The organism is Pseudoalteromonas sp. NZS127, from assembly GCF_015864805.1.
Classification (GTDB): domain Bacteria; phylum Pseudomonadota; class Gammaproteobacteria; order Enterobacterales; family Alteromonadaceae; genus Pseudoalteromonas; species Pseudoalteromonas nigrifaciens.
This window is the reverse complement of the sequence record NZ_JADYWN010000006.1, coordinates 1-26,123: the sequence shown is the minus strand read 5'-3', so window position 1 is coordinate 26,123 and position 26,123 is coordinate 1. Positions and strand designations below refer to the sequence as shown.

Genomic DNA, 26,123 nt, shown 5'->3' with positions numbered 1-26,123 from the left:
TAATACAAATCATTATCATGTGGTAAATATTAATTAGTTTACAGTTATTATGGCGTTTATTAACAAACGAGCTTTATATAGCACCAGCCGGGCTTTACACATTTATATTTCTACAGCGCTATTTTTTTTGCTTATTTTATTTTGTGTTAGCGGCATAGTACTTAACCATGTTGACTGGCTTAAAAATGATAAAAATAATGGCCAAATATCAACTCCAATTCCAAGTGCATTGGCTGCCAAAGCAAATGCGCAGTTAAGTACCTTACCTACACTCTACCCCGAAATAGAAGCTTACTTAGCCAAGCAATATGCGCTCACTAACGTAAAAAGCATTGAATGGGAAAAAGAGGACGCACTGGTAATGCTCGACTACCCATTACCCGCGGGGTTTGCCTACGCCGAGCTCGACTTTATAAGTGGCACACTAAACCTTGATTACCAAACAGGTGGTTTTTTAAGCCTAATTGGCGATCTACATAAAGGCCGACATAGTGGCGAAGCATGGAGTTGGGTAATAGATATCTCAGCTGTATTAATGATCTTATTTGCCATTACCGGCATGATTATTTTATTTCAAAACAGAAAAAAACGCTTAGCAGGAATATGGATAACGGTGTTAGGCATAGCAACGCCTGTCGTTATTTATTTATGTTGGGTTCCACAATTAAAAGGAGTGTATTAATGATTAAATTTAAAGTGTTTATAAGCGCAGCATTACTGCTAGTTGCGACGTTTTTTCAAGCGACTGCGCATGCACAAACTGCACAATTAGAAATTGAATTAAACCTACCCGAATTAGACGTACAACCGTATCACCGCCCTTATGTTGCAGTTTGGCTAGAAACAAGCGAGCGCAAACACGTTACTACGCTGGCACTTTGGGTACAAAAAGCCGAATGGTTTAAAGACTTACGCCAATGGTGGCGTAAAGCCGGTAAGAGTAACCTTAACTTCGACGGCATAAGCGGCGCAACCAAACGAGCTGGATCTTACACCATTAATTGGCAGGGCAATGATTTAGACGGTAACCCAGTAAAACCGGGTAAATACTTACTTAATATTGAAGTGGTACGCGAAGAAGGCGGCCGAGATTACAGCCGTGTCGAAATAGACCTAACACAAGAGGGTAAAATCACGATTGATGGTACCAATGAATTTTCACAAAGCTTCGTCACTATTATTGCCAAGTAATACATAGCAGCAAATAAAGCATCCGCTAAAACCATTTAAAAAGGAACGATTATGAAAATCAATTTACTTAAAAGTGCATTAATTGGCGCACTTACAGTCACTGCACTTGCATCAAGCTATGCTAACGCCCATGCACAATGGTTAGTGCCATCGCATACTTCTTTATCTGGCGATAAAGCGCATTATGTAATGATTGACGCGAGTATTTCTAATGAAATTTTTGCTCCCGACAAAGCATACCGCCCAACTGAGAAAGACGCACAATACGACGACAATTTACTGATGGCTATCGGCCCTGACGGCAAACCTATTAGCGATAATATTCGCGCTTACTTTTTACAGCGTAAAAACTCTGCGGCAGTTAAATTAACCAACGAAGGGACTTACCATATTGCAATGAAACGTGAACCACGTTTAATGACCTTTTATAAAGATGCAAAAGGTGAGCGTCGTCGTGTTTTTGGTGGCAAAAACAGTAAAGATATTCCAGCAGACGCTACAGATATTAAAACAACCAAAGCATTTTCTACCGTTGATACGTTTGTAAGTCGTAACGGCACATCTAAGCCTGCACTACTCGGTAAAGGTTTAGAGATTAGCGGCCCAACTCACCCTAACGATTTATTTGTTGGTGAACAAGCGCGTTTTCAGTTGCTCAAAGCTGGTAAGCCGGCAGCAAACGTTGAGCTGGCAATATTAAAAGGTGATACACGCTACCGTAACGAACGTGGCGAAGTTAAAGTAACCACTGACAAAAACGGCTTTTTTAGCACAACGTGGCAGCACCCGGGTTTATACTTAATTGAAGCAAGCGTGAGCGAAGAGTCGTCTGAAAAAGGCATAGATAACGTGCGTTACTCGTTATTTACTACATTAGACGTTGCGCCAGAGTAATACTTAACTCTTGAATTAAAACATTAAAAACAATAAAGAGGCCAAGTAATTTACTTGGCCTTTTTTATTTACATTTACTAAATTAATTGTATTAAAAAACACCTCAATTCACCCTGTGATTGCAACTACTCAACACAAGCACACCTATTTAAATTAGTACGTTCAGCGCAAAGTAAACACCAGCCTTAGCTATTTGCATAACTTAGTTTGTTTTGATCTTTGCACTATCCTATTAGCTTCTTTAAGATGCGGCGCTTTTAGACTCAACAATAGCAGCCCTTGGGGGATCACATGACCATACAGCGCTTTTCAGCGAAAAAATTAGCACTTAGCTTGGCCGTTACTACTGCATTGAGCACGCCTTATTCAGTAGCTGTAGCCGCAGAGCCAGATAGTCAAGCACAAGAAAATATCGAAGTAATTTCGGTAACGGGTACTCGTCGCAGCTTACGCAGTATTGCTGAAAGTTCAGTACCTGTTGATATTATTACCAGTCGCGATATGGCCAGTACAGGCCAGCTTGAAATCAGCCAAGTACTTGCAAACCAAGTGCCAAGCTTTAACTACCCAAGCGCAACAATGGGCGATGGTACAGACCATGCTAAACCTGCAGTTTTGCGTGGTTTAGCCCCCGATCACACCCTAGTGCTTATTAATGGTAAGCGTCGTCATTCAGGTGCGCTATTAAACTTAGCTGGCGTAGTTGGGCGTGGTTCAACAGCTGTTGATTTAAATATGATCCCAACATCGGCAATTAAGCGCGTAGAAGTATTACGCGACGGTGCCGCAGCGCAATACGGCTCAGATGCTATTGCAGGGGTTATTAATATAATTCTTAAAGATGCAGCGCAGGGCGGCAGTGTAAGCGTAACTTACGGACAATATGATACTCAAATGGCTGGAGTACCTCAGCTTGAAAGCGTGTACGCAGATGCAAACGGCAACTTAGCATTTAATACTGGCGACGATCGTAAAATGAGCGATGGCGCAACGCGTACTATTAGCGCTAATTCTGGTTTTTCGTTAGCCGATAACGGTTTTGTAAACGTATCTATTGAATATCGTGATAACGACTCTACCCAGCGCTCTGGTTTTGACCCTCGCGAGCAATATAGCCGCCTTGATGATGGTAGCCTAGATCCACGCGAGTTCACTATCGATCGTTACAATCACCGCTTTGGTAAAGCAGAGCTTGAAGACTATGCACTGTTTTACAACATGGGCTACGACTTTGATAACGGCTTAAACTTATACTCTTTTGGTAGCTACTCTAAGCGTGAAGGCAACTCAGGCGGGTTTTATCGCCGAGCTGTAGATAAAAATAACATTTTAGACGTTTACCCTAATGGCTTTTTGCCACAAATTGAAACCGACGTAGAAGATTACTCTCTCGCTCTTGGTTTACAAGGTGAAACAGGCGACTGGACATGGGATGTAAGTACCAACTACGGCCGCAACGACTTTGCATTAGGCGTAGTAAATAGCTTAAATACATCTTTAGGTGCCACCAGCCAAACCGAATTTGATAACGGCGCATTGGTTTATGACCAATTTATTGTTAATGGAGATGCCAGCACAGCATTTGATTTAGGTTTACCAGATGACGTATTTTTTACTATAGGTGCTGAATACCGCCACGAAAGCTACAAAATAGAACAAGGCGAAGAAGCTTCTTATATTACCGCGCTTGATAGTAACGGCAACCCAATTGCAGCAGGTGGTGCACAGGTACTATCTGGTTTTGGTCCGCAAAGTGTTACCGACGAAAGCCGCCACAACGTAGCACTTTTTGTTGAATTTGATACCTACCTAACAGAAAAGTGGAATGTGGTTTTAGCCAGCCGTTATGAAGATTACAGCGACTTTGGCGACACATTCACCTCAAAAATAGCAACGCGTTACAGTATTACTGATAACTTATCGTTACGTGGTGCAGCAAGTACCGGCTTTCGCGCGCCATCGCTAGCACAAAGCTCGTATCGTCAAATATCAACCATACTTGAAAACAACCAAGCGTTTGAAGTAGGTTTATTTCCAAGTGACTCTCCAGCAGCACAAGCATTAGGCGCTAAAAAACTAGACGCTGAAGACTCTGTAAACTTAACCGCTGGCTTTGTCTACACTCAAGGTAATTTTAGCCTAACGGTTGATGCATATCGTATTGATATTGATGACCGGATTGTACTCTCTGAAAACCTAGCCGGTGCAGCAGTTGCGCAAATTTTAGCAAACGCTGGTGAGCTAAACACCGAAAGCGTACGCTACTTTACCAATGCAATAGACTCACGTACGCAAGGTGTAGACATAGTTGCAACTTATTTACTGGAACTAGATAACCTAGGCGACGTACGCTTAAACGCAGCGGTTAACTTTAACGACACTAAAGTCACCCATATAGACGACAACCCTGAAGAACTCAATTCGTTAGGTGATGACTATGTTGTATTTGCTCGGCGTGAAGTGGGCCGTTTTGAAGAAGGCACACCAGATAGCAAACTAAACTTATCGGCTGTTTGGAGCTTTAACGAATGGCAAACTACACTGCGTGCCACGCGTTATGGCGAAGTTGCTGATATTTCTACAAGCAGCGACCGAGATGAATACCTAGATGCAAAATGGATAACCGATCTTGAAGTGGCTTATAGCCCTAACGATGAATGGAAATTTGCCGTAGGCGCTAACAACCTGTTTGATCAGTACCCACAAGCAACTGTAGATAACATTGGTTACTCTAACTTTGGTCAAATATTCCCGTACACCCCCTACGTGCCATACAGTTTAGATGGCCGCTTTTTATACGGTAATATTACTTACCGCTTTTAATAAAAGTGCTAGCTAAAAGTTGAAAGTTATAAAGGATGCATTACGCATCCTTTTTTTGCTGCTTAACGATTGATCTAAGTAACATTCGCGTTAATCCTGAAAAAAATCTCATTATGATTAAAGCAGAGCTAGGGTATGTCAGCGTTAATAATACTTTGAAGGCTGTAAAATTTTAAAAAAAACAGCATTTTTAGCCACTTAAATTATTGTATTTTATAAGCGTGTCAGTCATTCTATTTATACGCAAACCACTTGGGTTTAAAAACTCACCTAGGAAAAACACGTGTTAGAAATAGCTTTAATTTACTTAGCGGCAGCAATTGTAGCTGTGCCTATTGCCAAACGAGTAGGACTCGGATCGGTGCTGGGTTATTTAATCGCAGGCATACTTATTGGCCCTTATGCCTTAGCTATGGTTGGCGATCAAACCGATGTAATGCACTTTGCCGAATTTGGCGTAGTAATGATGCTATTTTTAGTTGGTTTAGAGCTGCAACCTTCACGTTTATGGACATTACGCCACTCAATTTTAGGGTTAGGTGGTTTACAAGTAGTGTTAACCGCAGCCGTTATTTTTGCATCTTGTTATTGGCTGTTTGCCATGCATTGGCAAACAGCCCTTGCCATTGGTTTAATGCTGGCGCTTTCCTCTACCGCTATTGTACTGCAAAGCCTAGAAGAAAAAGGCTGGCTAAAACAAGAAGCTGGGCAAAATGCTTTTTCTGTACTGCTATTTCAAGATATCGCTATTATTCCTATTTTAGCGTTATTACCCTTACTCGCATTTGCACCACTGAGTGGCAACGCCGAGGTTAGTGATTCAATTATTGCCAACTGGCCGGTTTGGCAACAAGTAGGTGCATCGATTGCTGTTATTGCCGCCATTATTGCTTGCGGTAAATATATATCGGCCCCCATTTTTAGATATATAGCGCAAACACATATACGTGAAATATTTACCATTTTTGCGCTTTTTTTAGTGGTTGCCATTGCATTGGTTATGCAAAGTATTGGCTTATCACCTGCGCTGGGTACCTTTTTAGCTGGCGTAGTACTTGCCGAAAGTGAATTTAGGCACGAGTTAGAGGCCGACATAGAGCCTTTTAAAGGTCTGCTATTAGGGCTGTTTTTTATTACTGTGGGCGCGTCGATTAACTTTGAACTGTTTTTTAATCAATTTAGCACTGTGATTAGCTTAGTTGTTTTATTGATAGTAATTAAAGCCTGTATTTTATTTGCGCTGGCTTTTACCTTTAAAATAAATAAAAAGCAGCAACTATTATTTACACTGGCTTTGGCACAAGGAGGCGAATTTGCTTTTGTATTATTAAGTGTAACTAGTACGCTAAGCATTTTAACGCCCGAACAAACCGCATTAACAACCTTAGTGGTGGCTATTTCTATGTTAATAGCCCCTTTATTATTAATGTTTTACGAGCAACTGCAAAAACGCGATAGCAGCGTAAAGCCTGAATTTGATAAACCCGAGCATATTAGCAGCGCTAAACATGTCATTATTGCGGGCTACGGTCGCTTTGGCCAAGTAATGGGGCGTTTACTGCATGCCCAGGGTTACGAAATAACAGTACTTGATCATAGCCCTACGCAAATTGAATTATTACGCCGCTTTGGTAAAACGGTATTTTATGGTGATGCTGGGCGTCAGGAGTTACTTGAAGCCGCAGGCGCAAAAACAGCGCAAATGCTGGTAGTGGCTATAGATAACCCCGATAAAACATTAGAAATTATTAAGCTTGCGCAAAAAAACTACCCGCAGTTAAAAATTGTTGCACGTGCTATCGACCGTCGTCACGCTTATCAATTACTTAGTTTAAAAGTAGATGCCTTTAATCGTGAAACTGTTGATTCTGCCATCAGCCTTGCAGTTAAAGCGCTCGAGTTATTAGGTAACAATAAACCCGATGCCGAGCGAGCTGGTAAGCTATTTAGAGATCACGACCGCGCCAGTGTATTACAGTTAGCAAAATTATGGGGCGACGATATTAGCTACGGTGTAGCTGTACGCCAGCGTATGGAAGATTTAAAACAAGTACTACAACAAGACAAACAAGCACAAGAAGATTTAAATACCTGCGACGACAACGACTATATTGCGGGCTTAACAGAGGACGCTGCCAAGCCCAAAAAATCTAATGATAATGCTCACCTTGGATAGCTTGCCCCTGCTGGTTATAAAAGCCAGTGGCGCTATGCTCAATAAAACCAAGGTTAATCATTTTAGCTAAAAAGGGATCGTTTTCGTTGTCGCCTATATCGGCATAGTCAGTAGTTTGAAAGTTATCCCATTTAGCAAACTGAGCAACTATCGCTTGCTCGTTACTGCTTACATTATTAAGGCTGAGTAAGGTGTTTACTTGGCCTTTTTTACTGCTGACACTAAATGTTTTAACCAACTTTGACTGTGTAAATAAAGCCAGCTTATACTCAGTTTCAGCTTCGTTTAACACATAGTTTTTTACTTCATCACAACCTGTACCCTGAGTATTTACTAACGTCATTTTTGCTATTAAATGCGCATCCACCAGCTGGTTTTTTGCACTCCAGTTTTGTACTCCACGTACTTCTGACGGTTGGTATTCAATACCCCGCTGCTGAGCATTAAAGTAACGAATTGGCCGTATTTGCTTATTAGTTAAATGCTGCCACAGTTCGGTCGTTATTTCGTTTTGATGCGCTACTTGTTGCTGGTTTCGCCACAGGGTTAGCGCTTGAGTTGTTGGCTCGTTATTTTTATTGTTGGTTACAGTGTAAGTTGCTTTTAATAGCGCTGGGTTAACATTGCATTGCTGGGAAAAAGCGCTGCTACTGAATAATACGGTCATCATTAATAATGCTTTTTTCATTGGGTACTCTTTTTAAATGCTCTAATTTATGCTTTTAACATAGCTAAAAATAATGGCTGTTTTATGACAAAATATAATATAAAAACAACCCGCACAGAGTACGAGTTGTTTTGCACACACAAATTATAAACTTACTACTGCGCCACTTTGTCGTTTGCTGTTTTAACTAAATCTGCGGCAAAGTCCATTACATGAAATAAAAAGCTTTGCTCATTAGTGCCTGTCACTAAGTGCGCACCAGGGCCTATAGCATATACGCCAACATCTTCACCTGCGTGTGTTTCTGAGCTCATTGGTACCAGCGCTTCTTGATGAAAACCAGGGGTAGTAGTATCAACATTGGTTAAATCAACCCGCCCTGTTACTGGTGCAAAGTTATAACCGACGTCAGCATCTGTTTCGCTACCGAGGTTTCTAAAACCACCACCATTGGTATAACCTAGCGTTGTATATGGCATATCATCGGCCGCTAGGCTTGGCGTTGTTTCGCCTACGCCCACCACTTTACCTAAAATAGGATTACCGCGTTTAGGGTAACCCGCAATGGTAAATACATGGCTGTGATCGGCTGTTACAACAATAAGCGTTTCCTCTGGATTGGTGTTATCAACCGCAACTTTAACTGCTTTTGCCAATTCAATGGTGTCGTTTAAAGCGTTATATGCATTACCCGCATGGTGCGCGTGATCAATACGACCCGACTCAACGGTTAAGAAAAACCCTTTGTCGTTTTTGCCCAGTACATTTATGGCTTTTTCGGTCATTTGTGAAAGCGAAGGCTCGCCAGCAATATCATTTGCGCGGTCTGCTTCGTACTGCATGTGAGATTCGTTAAACAGCCCAAATACTTTAGTAGCATCATCGCTAATTGCATCAAAACCGGTTTGATCCATTACGTAAGTACCATTTGGATATTGCGTTTTCCATTCACTAATTAAATTACGATTATCAGTACGATCCCCTTCAACTGCACTTACTGCATCGGCTGAATTAAACGCAGCATCTTTTGGTAAAAAATGACGACGCCCGCCACCCATAACAACATCAATGCCATCTACATCAACACCATTAAAGCGCGCTTTTAGGTTGGCTTCAAAGTTAACCAGTTGCGATGCAATATCTTCACAATTAGCTGACTCGCTCGCGGGCATATCAGAAATATCTTCCCAGTTACGATCGGCCGATTTTGCGTACATAGCCGCAGGTGTTGCATGAGTAATGCGGGCAGTTGAAATAATACCGGTCGCTTTACCCGCAATTTCAGCAAGCTCTAGTGAGGTAACTAGCTCATGTCCTTTGCCCGACACACAATTACCACGCTCAACCGCTTCATCAATACCAATAACACCCACATCGGTTTTAACCCCTGAGGCCATTGCGGTCATAGTGCCGGCCGAATCGGGCGTTTGTGCATCTACGTTATAGGTTTTTACAAAACCTGAATACGGCATAGTTTCAAAGCTTAATTGATGCTCCTCACCCATTTCACCTTCTAACTGCCCGGCTAAAATACGCGCTGCAGTTATTGTCGAAATTCCCATACCATCGCCAACAAATAAAATAATATTTTTAGCCTTGCCTGACTCAGTCACTATGCTCGCATTTGCTGTTTTTGTGGTTGCTAACTTGGTTTGTGCATCGCTAAACCAAGCATTACTAGTAAGCGATGCTAACTGCTCGCTGCTAAGCGACGTAGCTGGTGCATTACATACTAAGTTACTTGATGTAGCCTCACTGCTTTCTAATATTCCATTACCGTTGGTATCTTCGCCTGTTTGTGTTGTTACTCCGCCGTTAACACATTGCTCAGACCCGACAGCAATTACGTTATTGACAGTTAATATACTATTTTGGTTTTTATCGCTGTCACTTGAGCAACCCGTTAGTGCAAGAGTTACTGCTAAAGAAAGTACCGTTAATTTTTTCATGTTAGCCGCCATTATTGCTGAGTTAGTTCAAGAGCTTGATTAATTATATGAAACACTACATTTTGCTCAATTACGCCTTGTGCAAGCTGAGCACCGGGGCCTGTTGCATGCAATGAAATGTCTTCACCTGCGTGTGTTTCCGAGGCCAATGGCACTGTTGTTTCTTGATGAAAACCAGGGGTTGTTGTATCAATCCCTTGTAACTCAACGCGCCCTGCCACAGCAGCACTTGCATAGCTTGCATCGGCATCTGTTTCATCACCTAAGTTTCTAAACCCTAAACCATTGGCGTAACCAACTGTGGTATAGGGCTTGTTATCGGCAGCTAGGCTGGGGGCTGTTTCGCCCACGGCCACAACTTGACCTAAAATAGGGTTGCCGCGTTTGGGATAGCCCGCAATAGTAAATACATGACTGTGATCGGCAGTGACTAAAATGAGGGTTTCTTCTGGATTGGTGTTATCAACCGCAGCTTGTACCGCTTTGGCCAACTCTATTGTGTCGTTAAGTGCATTATAGGCATTGCCCGCATGGTGCGCGTGATCAATACGACCCGATTCAACGGTTAAGAAAAAGCCTTTGTCGTTTTTGCCCAGCACTTCAATTGCTTTAGTAGTCATATCGGTAAGTGAAGGCTCGCCAGCAATATCGTTTGCGCGGTCTGCTTCGTATTGCATGTGGGATTCGTTAAATAAGCCAAATACTTTAGTAGCGTCATCGGCAATATTATCAAAGCCGGTTTGGTCCATAACATACGTTGCAGTAGGGTATTGCGCTTGCCATTCACTAATCAAATTACGATTATCGGTACGATCCCCTTCTATTGCGCTTACTGCGTCTGTTGAATTAGCTGCTACGTTTTTGGGTAAAAAGTGCCGACGTCCGCCGCCCATAACAACATCAAGGCCATCTATATCAGTACCAACAAAACGCGCCTCTAGGTTTTTTTCAAAGTTAATTAGTTGCGAGGCAATATCTTCACAGCCAGCTGCAATTGCATCCTCTGGCATGTCTGAAATATCTTCCCAGTTACGATCGGCCGATTTAGCATACGTTGCTGCAGGCGTTGCATGGGTAATTCGCGCTGTTGAAATAACCCCAGTTGCTAGGCCTTTAATTTCTGCCAGCTCTGTTGCTGTTAGTAACTCGTTGCCCGCAACTGTTGAACACATCCCACGCTCTATATTTTCGTCAACACCTATTACGCCAACATCGGTTTTTACACCCGAGATCATCGCAGTCATAGTGCCCGCAGAATCGGGAGTTTGTGCATCTACGTTATAGGTTTTAACTTGTGCGGAATACGGAAATGCCTCAAAGCTTAAGTAACCCTCCTCCCCCGATTGGTTATTGCGTTGTCCTTGTAAAATACGTGCGGCGGTTAGCGTTGATACCCCCATACCATCACCAACAAATAAAATTACGTTTTTAGCTTTGGTGGCTTTAACACTCTGCGCTTGGGTGGTTTTTGTTGTTAATTTTGTTTGCGCAGCACTATACCAACTGCTGTCTTTTTGGCTTTGCGGTAATACATTGGCATAACTAGCTGCGTTAAACGCAAATGTTAGCGCTATTGCCGCAGCAACTTTTTTAATTTTCATCCATAATTCCCATTATTTAGTGATTATTTTTTAAAAAATGTGTGACCACAAAAAGATCAACCGCTGCACTATAAAAAATAGATATGACTAATAAAGGTAATTTTTATGAAAGTTAAATGACTAAATTTATGAATGTAACTACTATAAAATCAAAACACATTAAAAATGCAAAACAAAGTTAAAAAATAAAATCCTTAATTTACAAAAGGATATAAAATAATCATGCCGTTTTATATAACTTTTAATTATATAAAGCTTGCTACATGTTTTAACTTACTCTAACATGCCTGCATCGGGTTGATTGAAAACCCAGCTTATTTGTAAGTACCACGTTGTTATTAGTAATAATCCTGCGCGTTATCCTCAGTTATATGCTTGTTTTCTCCCTGTTAAATTGCCTATTTTAAGGCACACTTTTATTAATTCTTAGGATACTATTATGTCTAATACTACAACTGGTACAGTAAAATTTTTTAACGAAGCAAAAGGTTTTGGTTTTATCGAGCAAGAATCTGGCGCAGACGTTTTTGCACATTTCAGCGCAATTTCAGGCGACGGTTTCAAAACTTTAGCTGAAGGCCAACGTGTACAGTTTACTGTTACTCAAGGTCAAAAAGGCCCACAAGCCGAAAACATTGTTTGTATCTAATTGCATAACAATTTAATGGGTTAGCAATAACCCATTTAGAATACTAGTTTGAAAGAAGTTTTGTTTTATTTGTTAGTACCGAGTTGTTTTAGTAATAATCCTACGCGATATCCTCAAGTTAACTATTTTTTCCGGCTCAATCGCCTCTTTTCAGGCACACTTATATTAATTTTTTAGGATACATATTATGTCTAATACAACTACTGGTTCAGTAAAATGGTTTAACGAAGCAAAAGGTTTTGGCTTTATCGAGCAAGAATCTGGCGCAGACGTGTTTGCACACTTTAGTGCTATTGTTAGCGACGGTTTCAAAACTTTAGCTGAAGGCCAACGTGTACAGTTTACTGTTACTCAAGGTCAAAAAGGCCCACAAGCCGAAAACATTGTTTGCATCTAATTGCATAACAATTTAATGGGTTAGCAATAACCCATTTAGAATACTAGTTTGAAAGAAGTTCTGTTATATTTGTTAGTACCGAGTTGTTTTAGTAATAATCCTACGCGTTATCCTCAAGTTAACTATTTTTTCCGGCTCAATCGCCTCTTTTCAGGCACACTTATATTAATTTTTTAGGATACACATTATGTCTAATACAACTACTGGTTCAGTAAAATGGTTTAACGAAGCAAAAGGTTTTGGCTTTATCGAGCAAGAATCTGGCGCAGACGTGTTTGCACATTTCAGTGCAATCTCTGGCGACGGTTTCAAAACTTTAGCTGAAGGCCAACGTGTACAGTTTACTGTTACTCNGCGACGGTTTCAAAACTTTAGCTGAAGGCCAACGTGTACAGTTTACTGTTACTCAAGGTCAAAAAGGCCCACAAGCCGAAAACATTGTTTGCATCTAATTGCATAACAATTTAATGGGTTAGCAATAACCCATTTAGAATACTAGTTTGAAAGAAGTTCTGTTTTATTTGTTAGTACCGAGTTGTTTTAGTAATAATCCTACGCGTTATCCTCAAGTTAACTATTTTTTCCGGCTCAATCGCCTCTTTTCAGGCACACTTATATTAATTTTTTAGGATACATGTTATGTCTAATACAACTACTGGTTCAGTAAAATGGTTTAACGAAGCAAAAGGTTTTGGCTTTATCGAGCAAGAATCTGGCGCAGACGTGTTTGCACATTTCAGTGCAATTTCAGGCGACGGTTTCAAAACTTTAGCTGAAGGCCAACGTGTACAGTTTACTGTTACTCAAGGTCAAAAAGGCCCACAAGCCGAAAACATTGTTTGTATATAAACACTGTTAAATAATACGCTTTAGTGTATTAACAGCTCACATATAATTAATTTGTCTGTGAGCTAATTTTTTACCACTTACATTAAGTAATTGGTATTACTAAACATTTAAAATTGAGTATGTACTATGCAGCTTAATTTATTTTCGACTCACTGTTCGAGTCAGTCTCGCCTTATGCTTTATTCCACCTTATCTTTATCAATCTTAAGTCTTTTATATTCCTAGTTTGTAGATACACAGTAAAAGCGCTGGGCGAATTTAAGAGAGTTTTATGAATTTGAACCCAACCGCACCATTATCATCACCAATTTATGACAACCCGATCCCGGGTCGTGAATTTATTTTAAGCCTTTTTGGCAAAATGAAAAAAAACCTTAACCGTGAACAAATCGCGCATGCCTTAGAGCTAAAAAATGCTGAGCAAAAAGAAGCCCTCAGAAGGCGTTTACGCGCCATGGAACGCGATGGCCAACTTATGTTTAGCCAACACAAAGGTTACCAAGTTATTGATCAAGCCTTACTTGTGAGTGGTGTAATTACCCTACATGCAGATGGCTTTGGTTTCGTTAATTATAGCGCCAGCGAAAAAGATTTATTTATCGCTAAGAACCAGTTAGCTCACGTATTTGAAGGCGATATAGTACAAATACTACAAGAAGCCGCTAGTCATAAACGCTCAAACAATAAATTAATAAAAATTATTGAGCATAAAACCACCCATTTAGCCGGTATATTAAAGCGCCAAGGCACAGACTACGTGCTAGTAGCCGATAACACAAAATGCCCACAAAAAGTGCAAGTAGCGCAGTGCCAATTAGCAAACACCAGTGTGGGCCAGTATGTAAACACTAAAATTACCCAGTACCCTACTTTTCGCCATGCAACTCAAGTGCAAATAACCGAAGTACTTGGTCTGCCTCACTCTGCAGGTATGGAAACAAAGCTTGCGCTGCGTCGTCATGGTGTTGCAGATAGCTGGAGCAAGGATTTACTAGCACAAGCAAGTTCACTTGGTAATGAAGTAACCGAGCAAGATAAATTAGCGCGTGTAGATTACCGCTTGTTTCCGTTTGTTACTATTGATGGCGAAGACGCAAAAGATTTTGACGACGCCGTATACTGCGAAAGAACAGAGCAAGGAAACTGGCGTTTACTGGTCGCTATTGCCGATGTGTCGCATTATGTAAAACCCAATGATGTGTTAGATATAGAAGCGCAACAACGCGCCACCTCTATTTATTGCCCGGGACAAGTTGTTCCTATGCTGCCAGAAGCATTATCAAATGGCCTGTGCTCGTTAAACCCACATGAAGATCGCCTGGTATTAGTGTGTGATATGACCATTAGCCAAGATGGTCAAGTGACTCAAGCTAATTTTACAGAGGGGCTGATCCACTCACATGCAAGGCTAACCTACACACAAGCACATGCTGTCATCGCTAAACCTAGTTCTAGCTCAGCTAAACAATTAGCCGAATTGAATGCTGATGTGTCGCCACTGATTAAAAATTTGCATTATCTTTATTTAGATTTAAGCGCAGCGCGCAAACTTCGCGGCGCTATTGACTTTGATACGCAAGAGCTCAAGCTTAATCTGAATAAAAATCAAAAAATTACCAGTATTGAGCCAATAGAGCGCAATGACGCACACCGCATGATTGAAGAGTTTATGCTGTGCGCTAACGTGTGTACCGCACAGTTTTTAGATAAACACCAAATCCCCGGATTATTTAGAGTACATGCAGGGCCACAACAGAAAAAGCTACAAACGCTACGGACGCTACTGGCCGAAAAAAGACTGCAGCTTGGCGGCGGTGATAAGCCAACGCCAGCCGATTACAATAAACTACTAAATAACATTAGTCAGCGCAGCGATGCCAGCGTGATCCGTACTTTATTACTGCGCTCACAATCGCAAGCCGAATACTCGGCTAATAACCAAGGTCACTTTGGCCTAGCATACGATGCTTACGCTCACTTTACCTCGCCAATTCGTCGCTATGCAGATTTAGTAACCCATCGTGCAATTCGCGCCAAAATTCAGGCTAAGCAGCAAAATGGTTTACAGCGGGCGATAAGCTTCTTAAATGTGTTTGCTAATAAAGCGTCTAGCGTTAGCAAGTTAGCTAAAAAGGCATACCCTTATAACCTTGAAAGTATAGAAACATTAAGCTTGCATTGCTCAGCACAATCGCGCAAAGCCAACGATATTAGCCGTGAAGTAGAAAGCGCCTTAAAATGTAGCTATATGGAAAAATACCTTGGCGATACATTTACCGCCACTATTAGTGGTGTATCAAGCGCTGGCTTTTTTGTTGAGCTAGACTGCACAGGCGTTGAGGGTTTAGTGCCAGTGAGTAGCTTCAGCCAAGGTGAGTTTGTATTTAATGCTGCCAAACAACAGTGGAGCAACAGCAAACAAAAATTTACTATTGGTGAGCGTGTGAATGTGACCTTAAAAAGTATTGACTTACGCCAACGTAAAATGAGCTTTTCACTGGCTAGTTTAACGTTTCATTAATTGCAGACAAGCTGCACTGTTAGTTATTAATTTAAACCGCCGCGCTTAACTGTGAAATTTAATAGCTAACTTTATTAGCATTTATTGTTGTCGTGCTTGAGCATAACACCTGTATTGCCTACAATAGCGCACTATCTATTCAATGCAGATCACAATTATGACTGATACAAATAAACCAGAGTTACCAGACCAACTTTCGATTAATCCACGCAGCAAATTTTATGTAGAAGAAGTATTTGAACATGAAATTGGTGTAACTCTGAACGGCAAAGAGCGTTTTGACGTTGAAGAATACTGCATCAGCGAAAGCTGGATCAAAGTTGCCGCACCTAAAGCGCTAGATCGTCGTGGCCAACCATTACTTATAAAAGTAAAAGGTACTGTAGACGTATTTTATAAATAAAATACTGATGCAGCACAAAGAAGCCGACGTAACGTCGGCTTTTTAGATCAATGTTTACTCTAATTACTTAACTTGAACTCCGGTTACTTAGATTTACCTCGCCAACCAGCCCAAACATCGTCTTCAAGATCTGCTTTTTTGTTCTTTTTCTTGCCCGTGCCTTCGGGTTTTGCCATTGGCTTTTCGTTTTTAAGCGCCTGTGCGGCATCAACATTCGCTTGGTTCACTGCAAAGCCTGCCACTTGCTCGCGCTCAAGACGTAGTTTGTTTTTCTTCTCAATTATTTTAAAGTGATGTAAATCTTCATAATCAACTAATGAAAGCGCTAAACCCACTTCACCTGCACGGCCGCTGCGGCCAATACGGTGCATATAATCAGCAGGGCTGCGTGGTAGATTAAAGTTAATAACCACTGGCAGCTTTTCAATATCTAAACCACGTGCTGCAATATCAGTTGCTATTAGCACTTCAATTTCGCCTGCTTTAAACTTTTCTATTACGCGGGTACGTTCACTTTGGCCTTTATCGCCATGAAAAACTTGTGCATTAACACCGCGCTTTTCAAGCTTTTGCGCTAAGTGTTCACAATCTTTTTTAGCATTAACAAAAATCAGTGCTTGGCGCCATTTATGGGTTTTAATTAAATGCGCTAAAACAGTGGTTTTCTCGCCTTTATTAACGCTAAATACACGCTGTACTAAAGTGCTTTCGTCTTTGCTTTGAACTTGTATTTCAACAGGGTCGTTTAATAAATCTTGTGTTAATAGCTTAACTTGCTCTGGGAAAGTTGCTGAAAATAACATAGTTTGTTTTTTAGCAGGCATTAACGCTAATAACTCAGCAAGCTCTTCGGTAAAGCCAAGGCTTAGCATACGGTCGGCTTCATCAAGCACAAGTGTATTTAGTTTATCGAGCTTAATAGCATTGCTTGAGATTAAATCGAGTAAGCGCCCTGGTGTTGCCACTATAATATCAGCGCCACCACGAAGTGCCTGCATTTGCGTATTAACCGACACACCACCAAACACAGCAATCGTTTTAATTGCGCCATTAAAGTTAGCAGAATACGATTTAACGCTATCGGCTACTTGAGTAGCAAGCTCACGAGTAGGTACTAAAATAAGCCCCGTTACAAAGTTACCTTTGCTGGCTGCGCTTTTACTACCTTGTTCAAGGAACATTTTTTGTAGCATTGGCAGCGCAAACGTTGCTGTTTTACCTGAGCCTGTATTTGCCCCAGCAATTAAGTCACTGCCTGCAAGCACACTAGGTATAGCCTTAGCTTGAATTGGCGTAGGCTGGGTATATTCCAAATCGGTTAAACGAGCTAATAGCTCTGGAATAAGGCCAAGTTCGTTAAAAGTGCTAGGGCTTGTGGCTGAGGTCATAAAGGTGTGGCTCATTGCTAAAAATTAGCCTGCAATTTTAGCGTATTTAACGCTTATTAAGTAGGGGTTAGTGATTTTAATGTGGTTTAAGTAACAGCTGCACAAAGTAAGCTGCAAGTTATGAATAAACTATAGCTCTGGTTGTTCTTACTTTTTGTTTCCACCCCTTTCTTTAAGATATAAAACGACCTGCACGCTCAACTAACTCAGGGTAATGTAATATTGAAAACTGTCGATTTTGGCTATAGCTAAAATCATATAGGATCATGTCGCCAAGCTCTGTTGTACCACGTTGAATTTCTGAAGATCTTATTCCGGTTTTTCCTAGTAACATACTTATAATACTAATAATTTTACCTTCAGAGGCTTTCTTTGAGCCCAAATTCGATTCAGGATTATTCATTTTTTCAATAAAAATATTCCAATTTTTACTGGAGTTAGTTCGAAATTTATCTTTCCACATTGGTATCATAATTTTATATAATTCTGGCTTACTTATTTTTAGAATAGCTAAAAATACTAACGGTAACGTATATATCCTTTCTTCAGTTGTTAGCTGAATAGCTTGTAAAACCTTAACGGCTTGTTCAATATCCCGTAAACCCGCATCACATAGAATGGCCGTTTGTGCCAGCAAATAAGCATTACCATTTTTATGCACAGCAATTAACTTATCATCATTAATAAGCTCTGTTTTCCATAAATACTCTGAGTAAGACAAACGATTTGGTGGTGGTAGATGATAAATTTGATCGAAAAACCTATTTAGGTACTTTTTAGATTCAAAATCATTACCATAAATAGCTTTTATTGAATGACTTAATTGATCGGATGCTGTAGCTACAACAAAATAAACGCGCGGTATTTGAAATAGATGTTTAATTGTCTCTAGTAGTTCAATGGCATAACTAGGTCTACATCTGTCTAACTCATCTACGAATATGAAAATTGGCTTTATATCCTTACCTGCCTTTTTAGCGATCGCCCCTAAATTAATCTTAAAAGTAGTAATGCTATTTTCAATACTATCTTGATGCTCTAAAGCAATATTTGTTGCTTGAGTGGTTAACCCTTCAACTAATTTATTTGTATCTTTTTTATCTATATTAGAAGCTTTATCCTCCTCATCATCACTCTCAATTAATTCGTTTATTTGATCGAGTGAATAGCCCGTCAATTTTTTTGCTATAAAAGATAAAAGTAGCGGTGCGGCTGCAAGCTTAAACTTATTCCATTTAGTTTTTTGACTTTCGTTACCCTTTTTATTAAAAAAGGGTCTTAATTCTTTATCAATAGCAGAAATAAAACCAAGCAAAGGGTTATCTGTAAAATCCTTCTCCCAAGCATTAAAATAAACAACTTCGCATCCTTCAGCTTTTAAATCTCTTTGCCAGTTTGTAAGGAAATAGGTTTTACCAAATCCCCATTCAGCATCAATATTTAATACAAAAGGCTCCTCTTTTTTTACTGTAAATCGATTGAGTAAGTAAGATGTTAGATATTTTGCATCTTCAACTCTATTTAACTTATCGTCATTCCATGGTTCCATTTTTATCTTCCCTGATTTTGTTTATAGCTATATTGCCATGAAGACATTGATTACGAAACATTGTATTCAAACGAAGTTATTTTCACTGTTATTTAATTTAAGTACCTTGCAGTAATAAAACACGGCTAAAATTATTCACAAAAAAAGGCGCATTAAGCGCCTTTTGATCTTTAACAGGTAATTACCAACCTTTTGTTTTTACTCAACCGTAACAGATTTAGCTAAGTTACGTGGTTGGTCAACGTCAGTGCCTTTAATTACTGCTACGTAGTACGACAGTAGCTGTAATGGTAAGGTGTAAACAATTGGCGCAATAATATCGTCAGTGTGATTTACGTTGATAACACGCATGGTGTTGTCTGATTCAAAGTGAGAATCTTTATCTGCGAATACGTAAATAATACCACCACGAGCACGTACTTCTTCTACGTTTGATTTAAGTTTTTCTAGCAGTTCGTTATTAGGTGCTACAACAATAATCGGCATGTCGGCGTCAATTAGTGCTAGTGGACCATGTTTAAGCTCGCCTGCAGCGTAGGCTTCTGCGTGAATGTACGAAATTTCTTTAAGCTTAAGCGCGCCTTCCATTGCGATTGGGTATTGTGAACCACGGCCTAAAAATAGTGAATGCTGCTTGTCGGCAAACTCTTCTGCTAACTCGGCAATGCTATCTGCAAGCTGTAAAGTTTCTTCTAATTTTGCAGGTAGTACTTTAATTGCATTAACAATTGCGCTTTGATCAAAGCCTTTTTCTTGCGCTATAGACGCAGTAAGCATTAACAAACCAACTAATTGCGTAGTAAACGCTTTAGTAGATGCTACGCCAATTTCGGCGCCGGCTTTGGTCATAAAGGCAAGGTCTGATTCGCGTACAAGTGATGAGCCAGGTACGTTACAAATGGTCATTGACGCCATGTAACCTTGTTGCTTTGCTAAACGCAGTGCAGCAAGTGTATCGGCTGTTTCGCCTGATTGTGAAATAGTTACTAGTAGGCTTTTTTCGTGTACAAACGACTGGCGGTAGCGAAATTCTGAGGCAATTTCTACATTACAGCTTACGCCTGCAAATTGCTCAAGCCAGTAACGTGCAACCATACCCGAATGGTAAGACGTACCACAGGCAATAATTTGTACGTGTTTTACATCTTTAAATATTTGTTGTGCACTGTCGCCAAAAGCGTCAATTGCTACTCGGTCGTTGTTTAAACGCCCTTCAAGGGTATTACGTACAGCAAGTGGCTGCTCGTAAATTTCTTTTAGCATGTAATGGCGGTAATCGCCTTTGCCTGATGCATCTTGAGTGATGTTTGATTCAACCACTTCACGCTCTACAGCGTTGCCATCGGCATCAAAAATTTCTACTGTGTCACGTGTAATACGTGCTACGTCGCCTTCTTCTAAAAATATAAAGCTGCGAGTAACCGGTAGTAGTGCCAATTGATCAGAGGCAATAAAGTTTTCGCCAAGCCCTAAACCTATAACAAGTGGGCTGCCTGAGCGCGCTACAATAATTTCGTTGCTGTTGTCTTTATCAAATACAACTGTACCAAATGCACCTTCAAATTGCTTAACGGCAGCTTGTACTGATGCGAGTAAGGTTTTGTGTTGCTGACGAAGCTGATGAATTAAATGCACCATTACTTCAGTGTCGGTGTCTGATAAAAATTCGTAACCGTCGCCTTTAAGTGCGGCGCGCAAGCTTACGTGATTTTCAATAATACCATTGTGTACTAGTGCTAGCTGGCCGCTTGAAACATGTGGATGTGCATTGGCTTCAGTTACACTACCGTGAGTAGCCCAGCGAGTGTGTGCAATACCTGTATGGCCGCTAACACCTGATTGCTCAAGTGCTGATTCTAGGTTTACTACTTTACCAACTGCTTTTACAGTTTTAAGGGTGTTGCCATCAAGCAGTGCTACGCCTGCTGAATCGTAACCACGGTACTCAAGGCGTTTAAGGCCTTCAACTAAAATTTTATTTACTGGACGTTCTGCAACTGCCCCAACTATTCCACACATAGTGTCTCCATTAATTTTTTAAATATTTGCCCGCTTATAACCTGAATTCAAGTTAACGGGCTATTCCATAATCTCTGCACAAATTAGTTTTACACCACATTCCTCAATTGCTTTGCGTTTATCGTCTGCTAAGCCATTGTCGGTTATTAAGGTGGTTACTATTTGCCACGGTAATTCTAAATTTGGGATTTTTCGGCCAATTTTATCTGATTCAACCATCACTATAACTTCACGTGCTGCTTTTGCCATTACTTGGCTTAAGCCAACTAGTTCGTTAAAGGTAGTAGTACCGCGCTTTACGTCTATGCCATCGGCACCAATAAATAGCTGATCAAAGTCGTAAGAGCATAGTACGCTTTCTGCAACTTGCCCCTGAAACGACTCTGAATGCGGATCCCATGTCCCACCGGTCATCAATAATGTTGGCTCGTTTTCGAGCGCTAGCAAGCGATTAGCAACTTTAATAGCATTCGTCATTACAACTAGGCCTTGTTTACTTGCAAGCTCTGGGATCATTGCTGCTGTAGTGCGCCCGCTATCAATAATAATGCGGTTATGATCTTTGATCAGTGCGGCTGCAGCCTTGGCTATAGCCACTTTACGCTTAGAATCAATCTCATCGCTTACTATCTCTTTTGGTAATGCAATAGCTCCACCATAACGGCGCAGTAACAGGCCACTTTTTTCAAGCGCAGTTAAATCTTTTCGAATGGTCACTTCTGAGGTTTGAAACTGCTCAGCTAATTTTTCCACGACCACTTCACCAAGCTCATTAACCTGAGCCAATATATTGTGACGTCGTTGCTGGGTGTTTCGTTTAGTCATAAGTGATATGCAATTAAGTTTCGTTTCGAAAGATGCGCAATTTTAAACGAAACTAGTTAAATGGCAAGTGAACGAGCAAAAATAAAGCAATTTAATCAAATTATAATAAAACTTAAAATACGGTAAGCTAGGGGTAATAGCCGAATAAAGTAAAGTATATGCAATTATTTAATAGTATCAGTAAAGAATATTTAACTCAGCGTAAGCTCGCCGGCGATATCTGCCGTTTATTTAATAAAAGCCCCAGTAAGGGCAATTTAAAGCGTATTAAAAGCTTATTTTTTGATTGCGGTGAAGAGGTAATTATTGAAGCAGGGTTTCACTGCGATTATGGTAGTACACTTATTATTGGTGATCGTACCTTTATAAATATTAACTGCACCATTTTAGATTCTCCGCTACCTGAGTCGGCCATTAGTATTGGTAACGACTGTTTAATAGGCCCTAATGTACAATTGCTAGCTGTATCTCACGCGCTAGATCCGCAGCAAAGATTAAGTAAAGAAAACTTTAGCCAGCCAATTAGTATAGGTAATAATGTATGGGTTGGTGCAGGCGTAATTATTTTAGCTGGAATAACTATTGGCGATAACGCCGTTATTGGAGCGGGCTCGATAGTAACAAAAAATGTGGCTGCCAACACCGTGGTGGTTGGAAATCCTGCGGTTAAAGTTAAAGATATTTGAAGCAGTAATTCGTTAAAAACAACCTACAAAGCCTACTCTGCAGGTTGTACAATATATAACTAAGCAGTGTGTTTCTAAGGGAGGGGTTTATTGTTTATTTTTTAATGTAAGCGCTAAACCCGCCATAATAAACTCAACTTGGGAAACCTGCGCAGCTAATGCTTGGTGTAACCAGCCAGATTCGTCTACAAATGTACGGCTTAATTCGCCAAGCGGAACTATACCGTGCCCCACTTCGTTACTTACAAAAATAACTTGCCCTGGTAAGCTTTTAAGTTGAGCTAATAACTCAGCTTTTTGCGTTTGCCAGCAATGCTTGTCGCTATGGCATAAACAGTTTGTAAGCCATAGCGTTAAACAATCTACCAATATACAGTTATCAGCTTTACTATGGGCTTTAAGTAGTTTGGCAAGCGCTATGGGCTCTTCAACTAATTGCCAGTTTGCTGGGCGGTCTTTTTGATGGCGCGTAATACGTACTTGCATTTCATCGTCATTAGGCTGTGCAGTGGCCAGATAAATCACCGATTTATTACTCTTAATCGCTAACTGTTCTGCAAAACGACTTTTACCACTGCGGGCACCACCTAAAATAAGTGCATGGTTGTTGCTCATAATAAGCCCACTAAGGTTAAGTAAATAACCACCTCAGATAACTGCTGCGCCGCGCCTAAACAATCTCCAGTATAACCACCTAGCTGGCGCTTAAACCAGCGTACTAATACACTGCGTAAAATGAGCAACACGACAATAATAATCACCGCTGTTTGCCATACAATAATATTTAAGCAAATTAAACTCAGTAATAAAATGACTGCAGTGAGCGTTAAAATAGCTAAGCTGTTAAACGACAAATGCATAGCGATAGGCTTAACTTTTGAGGTGGCATCCTCACTCACGTAATCCATGCTCATAATTAAACTGGTTGCTATTACCCGACTTAAACACTGACCCAGCAATATCGCAGTTATAATGGCTGTGAGCGAAGTACTAAGTAATACCAGACTCTGAAACTTAATCAGTAATATTATAAATAATGCCGCAGCTCCATAAGTACCCAAACGGCTATCTTTCATGATAGTTAATTTTTGCTCTACCTGCCAACCGCCGCCAAAGCCATCCCACACATCAGCCCAGCCATCTTCATGAAACGCGCCAGTTAATAGCAAGCCAAAAGCCATCATTAATAACACACTTAAAGACGGCGGTAACAACAGCTGAAAAACACAGTAACTAAGTGCCAACAACCCACCAAGTAACAAGCCTACTAATGCAAAATAGCGACTGGCTTGATTAAGGTGGGTGTTAGTAACATTAAAACGCAAAGCAACCGGAATGCGGGTTAAAAAGCTAATCGCCAATAATACTAACTGCCACTGCGTGACCTTGGTTTGTAATTTATTATTTGGGGTATCTAAAAGTGAACTGTCACTCATATTATACAACCTGCTCAACACCGGCATCTGCAAAGCTTGCCATGTGGTTATAAAAGCCAAGAGCGGCTTGTAGCAAAGGTAAGCTCAATGCTGCGCCAGTGCCTTCACCTAAGCGTAAATCTAATTGTAGCAAGGGTTTAACTTCAAGCTTGCTTAACATTTGTTGATGGCCTTGTTCATTAGAACAATGAGCAAAAATTAAATACTCTTTTACTATAGGGTTAATTTTAATCGCAACCATAGCCGCAGCACTACAAATAAAGCCATCAACAATAACGGCCATACCTTGCTCTGCCGCCGCTAGCATTGCACCGGTAATATGCACAATTTCAAAGCCACCCACTGCAGCAAGCAGCGCTATTGGATCAGCCAAGTGGGCCTTATGCAGTTGTAATGCTTGCTCAACAACATTGATTTTACGCGCAATTAATTCGTCACTCACGCCAGTGCCTCTACCCACACATTGCGTCACAGGTAAATTTAATATTGCTGCCATAATAGCTGCGGCACTCGTGGTATTGCCAATTCCCATCTCCCCCATAGCCAATGTATTACAGCCTTGTTGTTTAAGCTGTAAAACCAGTGACTTAGCATTACTAAACCCTTGCTTTACTTGCGCAGTGCTCATGGCCATGTGTAAGTTAAGCGGGGCGGTTATATTACCAAGTCGGCAATCATGTACCTTGCTAGCAGGGCTTTTTTCTAATATACCGCAATCAACAACCTCAAGTTGCCAGCCAAGTTGCTGACAAAATATATTTATAGCAGCGCCGCCAGCGACAAAGTTAGCGACCATTTGTGCAGTTACTTCACTCGGTGCAATTGATACTCCTTGCGCTGCAATCCCATGATCTCCAGCAAAAACAACTAAAGTAGGGTTACAAATCTCAGCTTTAAATGCAGTAAATTCAACGTCACTCTTTATCGTTTGAGATAGTATTTTTACTAACTGTAATGCAATCAGTTCAAGCTGACCTAGTGCCCCTAGGGGTTTGGTTTTATTATTTATTTTATTGTGAATAAGGTGGTCAAATTGATTATTCAAAGGGGCTATTTTAAACATTGTGTAGCAACTCACGTTTTCAAAAAAGTAAAAAGATAACTGCTAAATCCCACAACTGATATCATTGTGATAAAAGAGGATCAGGCGTTTTTAAAAAATAATTTTAGGCCAAGCTTGGCCATTTTCATCAAAAAATATATCGATACAAATAACCTTGCCATAACCCACAGTAAATATATTTTGATAATTTAACTGTTTTGGCACCTGACAAATAATAGCGAGTAATTGCTTTATTACTCCTGCATGCGTAATTACAAGTTGTGAGCGAGTACCTTGGCAAATAGTATTAACTAATAATTGCTGCCACCACGTTGTTATGCGCTGATAAAAATGAGCCATGCTTTCACCGTTAGGTGGCGTCACGAGCCAAGGGCTTTGCCAAAAGTCACCAATTGTCGGTGTTTTAGTATGCTGCCACAGTTCATCATAGCTTTGGCCATCCCAATCACCAAAGTTAAACTCTTTAATATCGTCGGTTATATTCAGTGGTATTTTATTAAAATCACAAAATTGCCGAGCAAACTCACTACAGCGCTTTAAAGACGATGAGGTAACTAAATCAATATTTGCTAACCTGCCACAGGCGATATTTAACTGCTCAAACCCTTTTTTACTCAATATAAAATCGGTATGCCCCGCTAAAACATCTTTAGTCGTAAGCTCACCATGTCGCAGTAAATAAACTCGGCTAGAAAATGCTGTCATGCTCATACAAGTCTAAAATAAATGTACTTTGAGTTTATCAGCATAGTATTTTTTTATCTTTGAGTTTTACTTATTAATGACTTGAATTTTACTTTTCTGCAGACGTAAAAAAACCGATTATTTTCAATCGGGCTATCTCGATTTGGAGTCGGCGCGCTACTTCGTAGCGACAACGCAGTAGAATGTCGTGGTGCCCACAGCAGTGGAGAGCCACAGTGCAAATGCACCACATTCATTGGCTAGTGGTGATGTTTTCATGATTTGAGTGTCGGGTGTCGCTACGCTCGCCCAACCTACGCGGGAGACTTGTGTACATTATTCACCCACACTTC

General features: G+C 40.6%; 22 protein-coding genes and 1 pseudogene. 12 read left to right on the top strand and 11 right to left on the bottom strand.

What is annotated here, in order from left to right; translation table 11 throughout:
- The first annotated feature begins 49 nt into the window (after positions 1 to 49).
- The 5 genes from I6E78_RS07600 to I6E78_RS07580 all read left to right on the top strand — a co-directional run bounded on the left by I6E78_RS07600 (position 50) and on the right by I6E78_RS07580 (position 7,084).
- Positions 50 to 682, top strand: a complete 633-nt coding sequence (locus I6E78_RS07600) for a PepSY-associated TM helix domain-containing protein (protein ID WP_011329595.1) — start codon at positions 50 to 52, stop codon at positions 680 to 682.
- Positions 682 to 1,191 carry a DUF2271 domain-containing protein gene (locus tag I6E78_RS07595; RefSeq protein ID WP_089368903.1) on the top strand — a complete coding sequence of 170 codons (510 nt, stop codon included), beginning with the start codon at positions 682 to 684 and terminating at the stop codon, positions 1,189 to 1,191. Before I6E78_RS07600 ends, I6E78_RS07595 begins: the two co-directional genes overlap by 1 nt.
- 51 nt (positions 1,192 to 1,242) lie before the next feature.
- A complete protein-coding gene (locus tag I6E78_RS07590; RefSeq protein WP_011329597.1) occupies positions 1,243 to 2,085 on the top strand; it encodes a DUF4198 domain-containing protein in 843 nt (280 codons plus the stop codon).
- Between the two features lie 291 nt (positions 2,086 to 2,376).
- Positions 2,377 to 4,908 carry a TonB-dependent receptor plug domain-containing protein gene (locus I6E78_RS07585; RefSeq protein WP_182684138.1) on the top strand — a complete coding sequence of 844 codons (2,532 nt, stop codon included), beginning with the start codon at positions 2,377 to 2,379 and terminating at the stop codon, positions 4,906 to 4,908.
- Positions 4,909 to 5,191: 283 nt separating this feature from the next.
- Positions 5,192 to 7,084 carry a monovalent cation:proton antiporter-2 (CPA2) family protein gene (locus tag I6E78_RS07580; RefSeq protein WP_011329599.1) on the top strand — a complete coding sequence of 631 codons (1,893 nt, stop codon included), beginning with the start codon at positions 5,192 to 5,194 and terminating at the stop codon, positions 7,082 to 7,084.
- Here I6E78_RS07580 and I6E78_RS07575 read toward each other — a convergent pair.
- The 3 genes from I6E78_RS07575 to I6E78_RS07565 all read right to left on the bottom strand — a co-directional run bounded on the left by I6E78_RS07575 (position 7,059) and on the right by I6E78_RS07565 (position 11,301).
- Positions 7,059 to 7,772 (bottom strand): hypothetical protein, encoded by a 714-nt coding sequence (locus I6E78_RS07575; RefSeq protein ID WP_197182237.1) that lies wholly within the window; start codon positions 7,770 to 7,772, stop codon positions 7,059 to 7,061. The genes I6E78_RS07580 and I6E78_RS07575 overlap by 26 nt on opposite strands.
- 134 nt (positions 7,773 to 7,906) lie before the next feature.
- Complete coding sequence (locus I6E78_RS07570; RefSeq protein WP_197182236.1) at positions 7,907 to 9,700, bottom strand: alkaline phosphatase; 1,794 nt, start codon at positions 9,698 to 9,700, stop codon at positions 7,907 to 7,909.
- 11 nt (positions 9,701 to 9,711) lie between these two features.
- Positions 9,712 to 11,301 (bottom strand): alkaline phosphatase, encoded by a 1,590-nt coding sequence (locus I6E78_RS07565; RefSeq protein WP_011329602.1) that lies wholly within the window; start codon positions 11,299 to 11,301, stop codon positions 9,712 to 9,714.
- Between the two features lie 439 nt (positions 11,302 to 11,740).
- Here I6E78_RS07565 and I6E78_RS07560 point away from each other — a divergent pair, with 439 nt between their 5' ends.
- The 6 genes and pseudogenes from I6E78_RS07560 to I6E78_RS07530 all read left to right on the top strand — a co-directional run bounded on the left by I6E78_RS07560 (position 11,741) and on the right by I6E78_RS07530 (position 16,120).
- Complete coding sequence (locus tag I6E78_RS07560) at positions 11,741 to 11,950, top strand: cold-shock protein (protein ID WP_011329603.1); 210 nt, start codon at positions 11,741 to 11,743, stop codon at positions 11,948 to 11,950.
- Positions 11,951 to 12,137: 187 nt separating this feature from the next.
- On the top strand, positions 12,138 to 12,347 hold the full coding sequence (locus I6E78_RS07555; protein ID WP_011329604.1) for a cold-shock protein: 210 nt from the start codon (positions 12,138 to 12,140) through the stop codon (positions 12,345 to 12,347).
- A 187-nt stretch (positions 12,348 to 12,534) separates the two neighbouring features.
- Positions 12,535 to 12,799 (top strand): annotated as a pseudogene (locus tag I6E78_RS07550) (cold-shock protein).
- A 187-nt stretch (positions 12,800 to 12,986) separates the two neighbouring features.
- Complete coding sequence (locus tag I6E78_RS07540) at positions 12,987 to 13,196, top strand: cold-shock protein (protein WP_007377377.1); 210 nt, start codon at positions 12,987 to 12,989, stop codon at positions 13,194 to 13,196.
- 271 nt (positions 13,197 to 13,467) lie between these two features.
- Positions 13,468 to 15,717, top strand: coding sequence for a ribonuclease R (gene rnr / locus I6E78_RS07535; RefSeq protein ID WP_197182234.1), 2,250 nt, complete (start codon positions 13,468 to 13,470; stop codon positions 15,715 to 15,717).
- Between the two features lie 157 nt (positions 15,718 to 15,874).
- Complete coding sequence (locus I6E78_RS07530) at positions 15,875 to 16,120, top strand: DUF3297 family protein (RefSeq protein WP_172459242.1); 246 nt, start codon at positions 15,875 to 15,877, stop codon at positions 16,118 to 16,120.
- 83 nt (positions 16,121 to 16,203) lie between these two features.
- Here the strand turns inward: I6E78_RS07530 and I6E78_RS07525 are convergent, their stop codons facing one another.
- From I6E78_RS07525 to I6E78_RS07510, 4 genes are all read right to left on the bottom strand, one after another.
- Positions 16,204 to 17,508 (bottom strand): DEAD/DEAH box helicase, encoded by a 1,305-nt coding sequence (locus tag I6E78_RS07525; protein ID WP_089368909.1) that lies wholly within the window; start codon positions 17,506 to 17,508, stop codon positions 16,204 to 16,206.
- A gap of 172 nt (positions 17,509 to 17,680) precedes the next feature.
- Complete coding sequence (locus I6E78_RS07520; RefSeq protein ID WP_197182233.1) at positions 17,681 to 19,057, bottom strand: KAP family P-loop NTPase fold protein; 1,377 nt, start codon at positions 19,055 to 19,057, stop codon at positions 17,681 to 17,683.
- Positions 19,058 to 19,255: 198 nt separating this feature from the next.
- Entirely contained in the window at positions 19,256 to 21,076 is a 1,821-nt protein-coding gene (glmS, locus tag I6E78_RS07515) for a glutamine--fructose-6-phosphate transaminase (isomerizing) (protein ID WP_197182232.1), read from the bottom strand.
- 60 nt (positions 21,077 to 21,136) lie between these two features.
- On the bottom strand, positions 21,137 to 21,901 hold the full coding sequence (locus tag I6E78_RS07510) for a DeoR/GlpR family DNA-binding transcription regulator (protein WP_041454627.1): 765 nt from the start codon (positions 21,899 to 21,901) through the stop codon (positions 21,137 to 21,139).
- A 158-nt stretch (positions 21,902 to 22,059) separates the two neighbouring features.
- Here I6E78_RS07510 and I6E78_RS07505 point away from each other — a divergent pair, with 158 nt between their 5' ends.
- Positions 22,060 to 22,587, top strand: a complete 528-nt coding sequence (locus I6E78_RS07505; protein WP_011329619.1) for a sugar O-acetyltransferase — start codon at positions 22,060 to 22,062, stop codon at positions 22,585 to 22,587.
- An 87-nt stretch (positions 22,588 to 22,674) separates the two neighbouring features.
- Here I6E78_RS07505 and cobU read toward each other — a convergent pair whose 3' ends face one another.
- The 4 genes from cobU to I6E78_RS07485 form a co-directional block, all read right to left on the bottom strand.
- A complete protein-coding gene (gene cobU, locus I6E78_RS07500; RefSeq protein WP_182678602.1) occupies positions 22,675 to 23,202 on the bottom strand; it encodes a bifunctional adenosylcobinamide kinase/adenosylcobinamide-phosphate guanylyltransferase in 528 nt (175 codons plus the stop codon).
- The gene (locus I6E78_RS07495; protein WP_197182231.1) at positions 23,199 to 24,023 is read right to left on the bottom strand and encodes an adenosylcobinamide-GDP ribazoletransferase; all 825 of its coding nucleotides are present in this window, start codon (positions 24,021 to 24,023) and stop codon (positions 23,199 to 23,201) included. Before I6E78_RS07495 ends, cobU begins: the two co-directional genes overlap by 4 nt.
- A gap of 1 nt (position 24,024) precedes the next feature.
- Positions 24,025 to 25,086 (bottom strand): nicotinate-nucleotide--dimethylbenzimidazole phosphoribosyltransferase, encoded by a 1,062-nt coding sequence (cobT, locus tag I6E78_RS07490; RefSeq protein WP_011329622.1) that lies wholly within the window; start codon positions 25,084 to 25,086, stop codon positions 24,025 to 24,027.
- Between the two features lie 90 nt (positions 25,087 to 25,176).
- A complete protein-coding gene (locus tag I6E78_RS07485) occupies positions 25,177 to 25,797 on the bottom strand; it encodes a histidine phosphatase family protein (RefSeq protein WP_225741021.1) in 621 nt (206 codons plus the stop codon).
- Between the last annotated feature and the right edge of the window lie 326 nt (positions 25,798 to 26,123).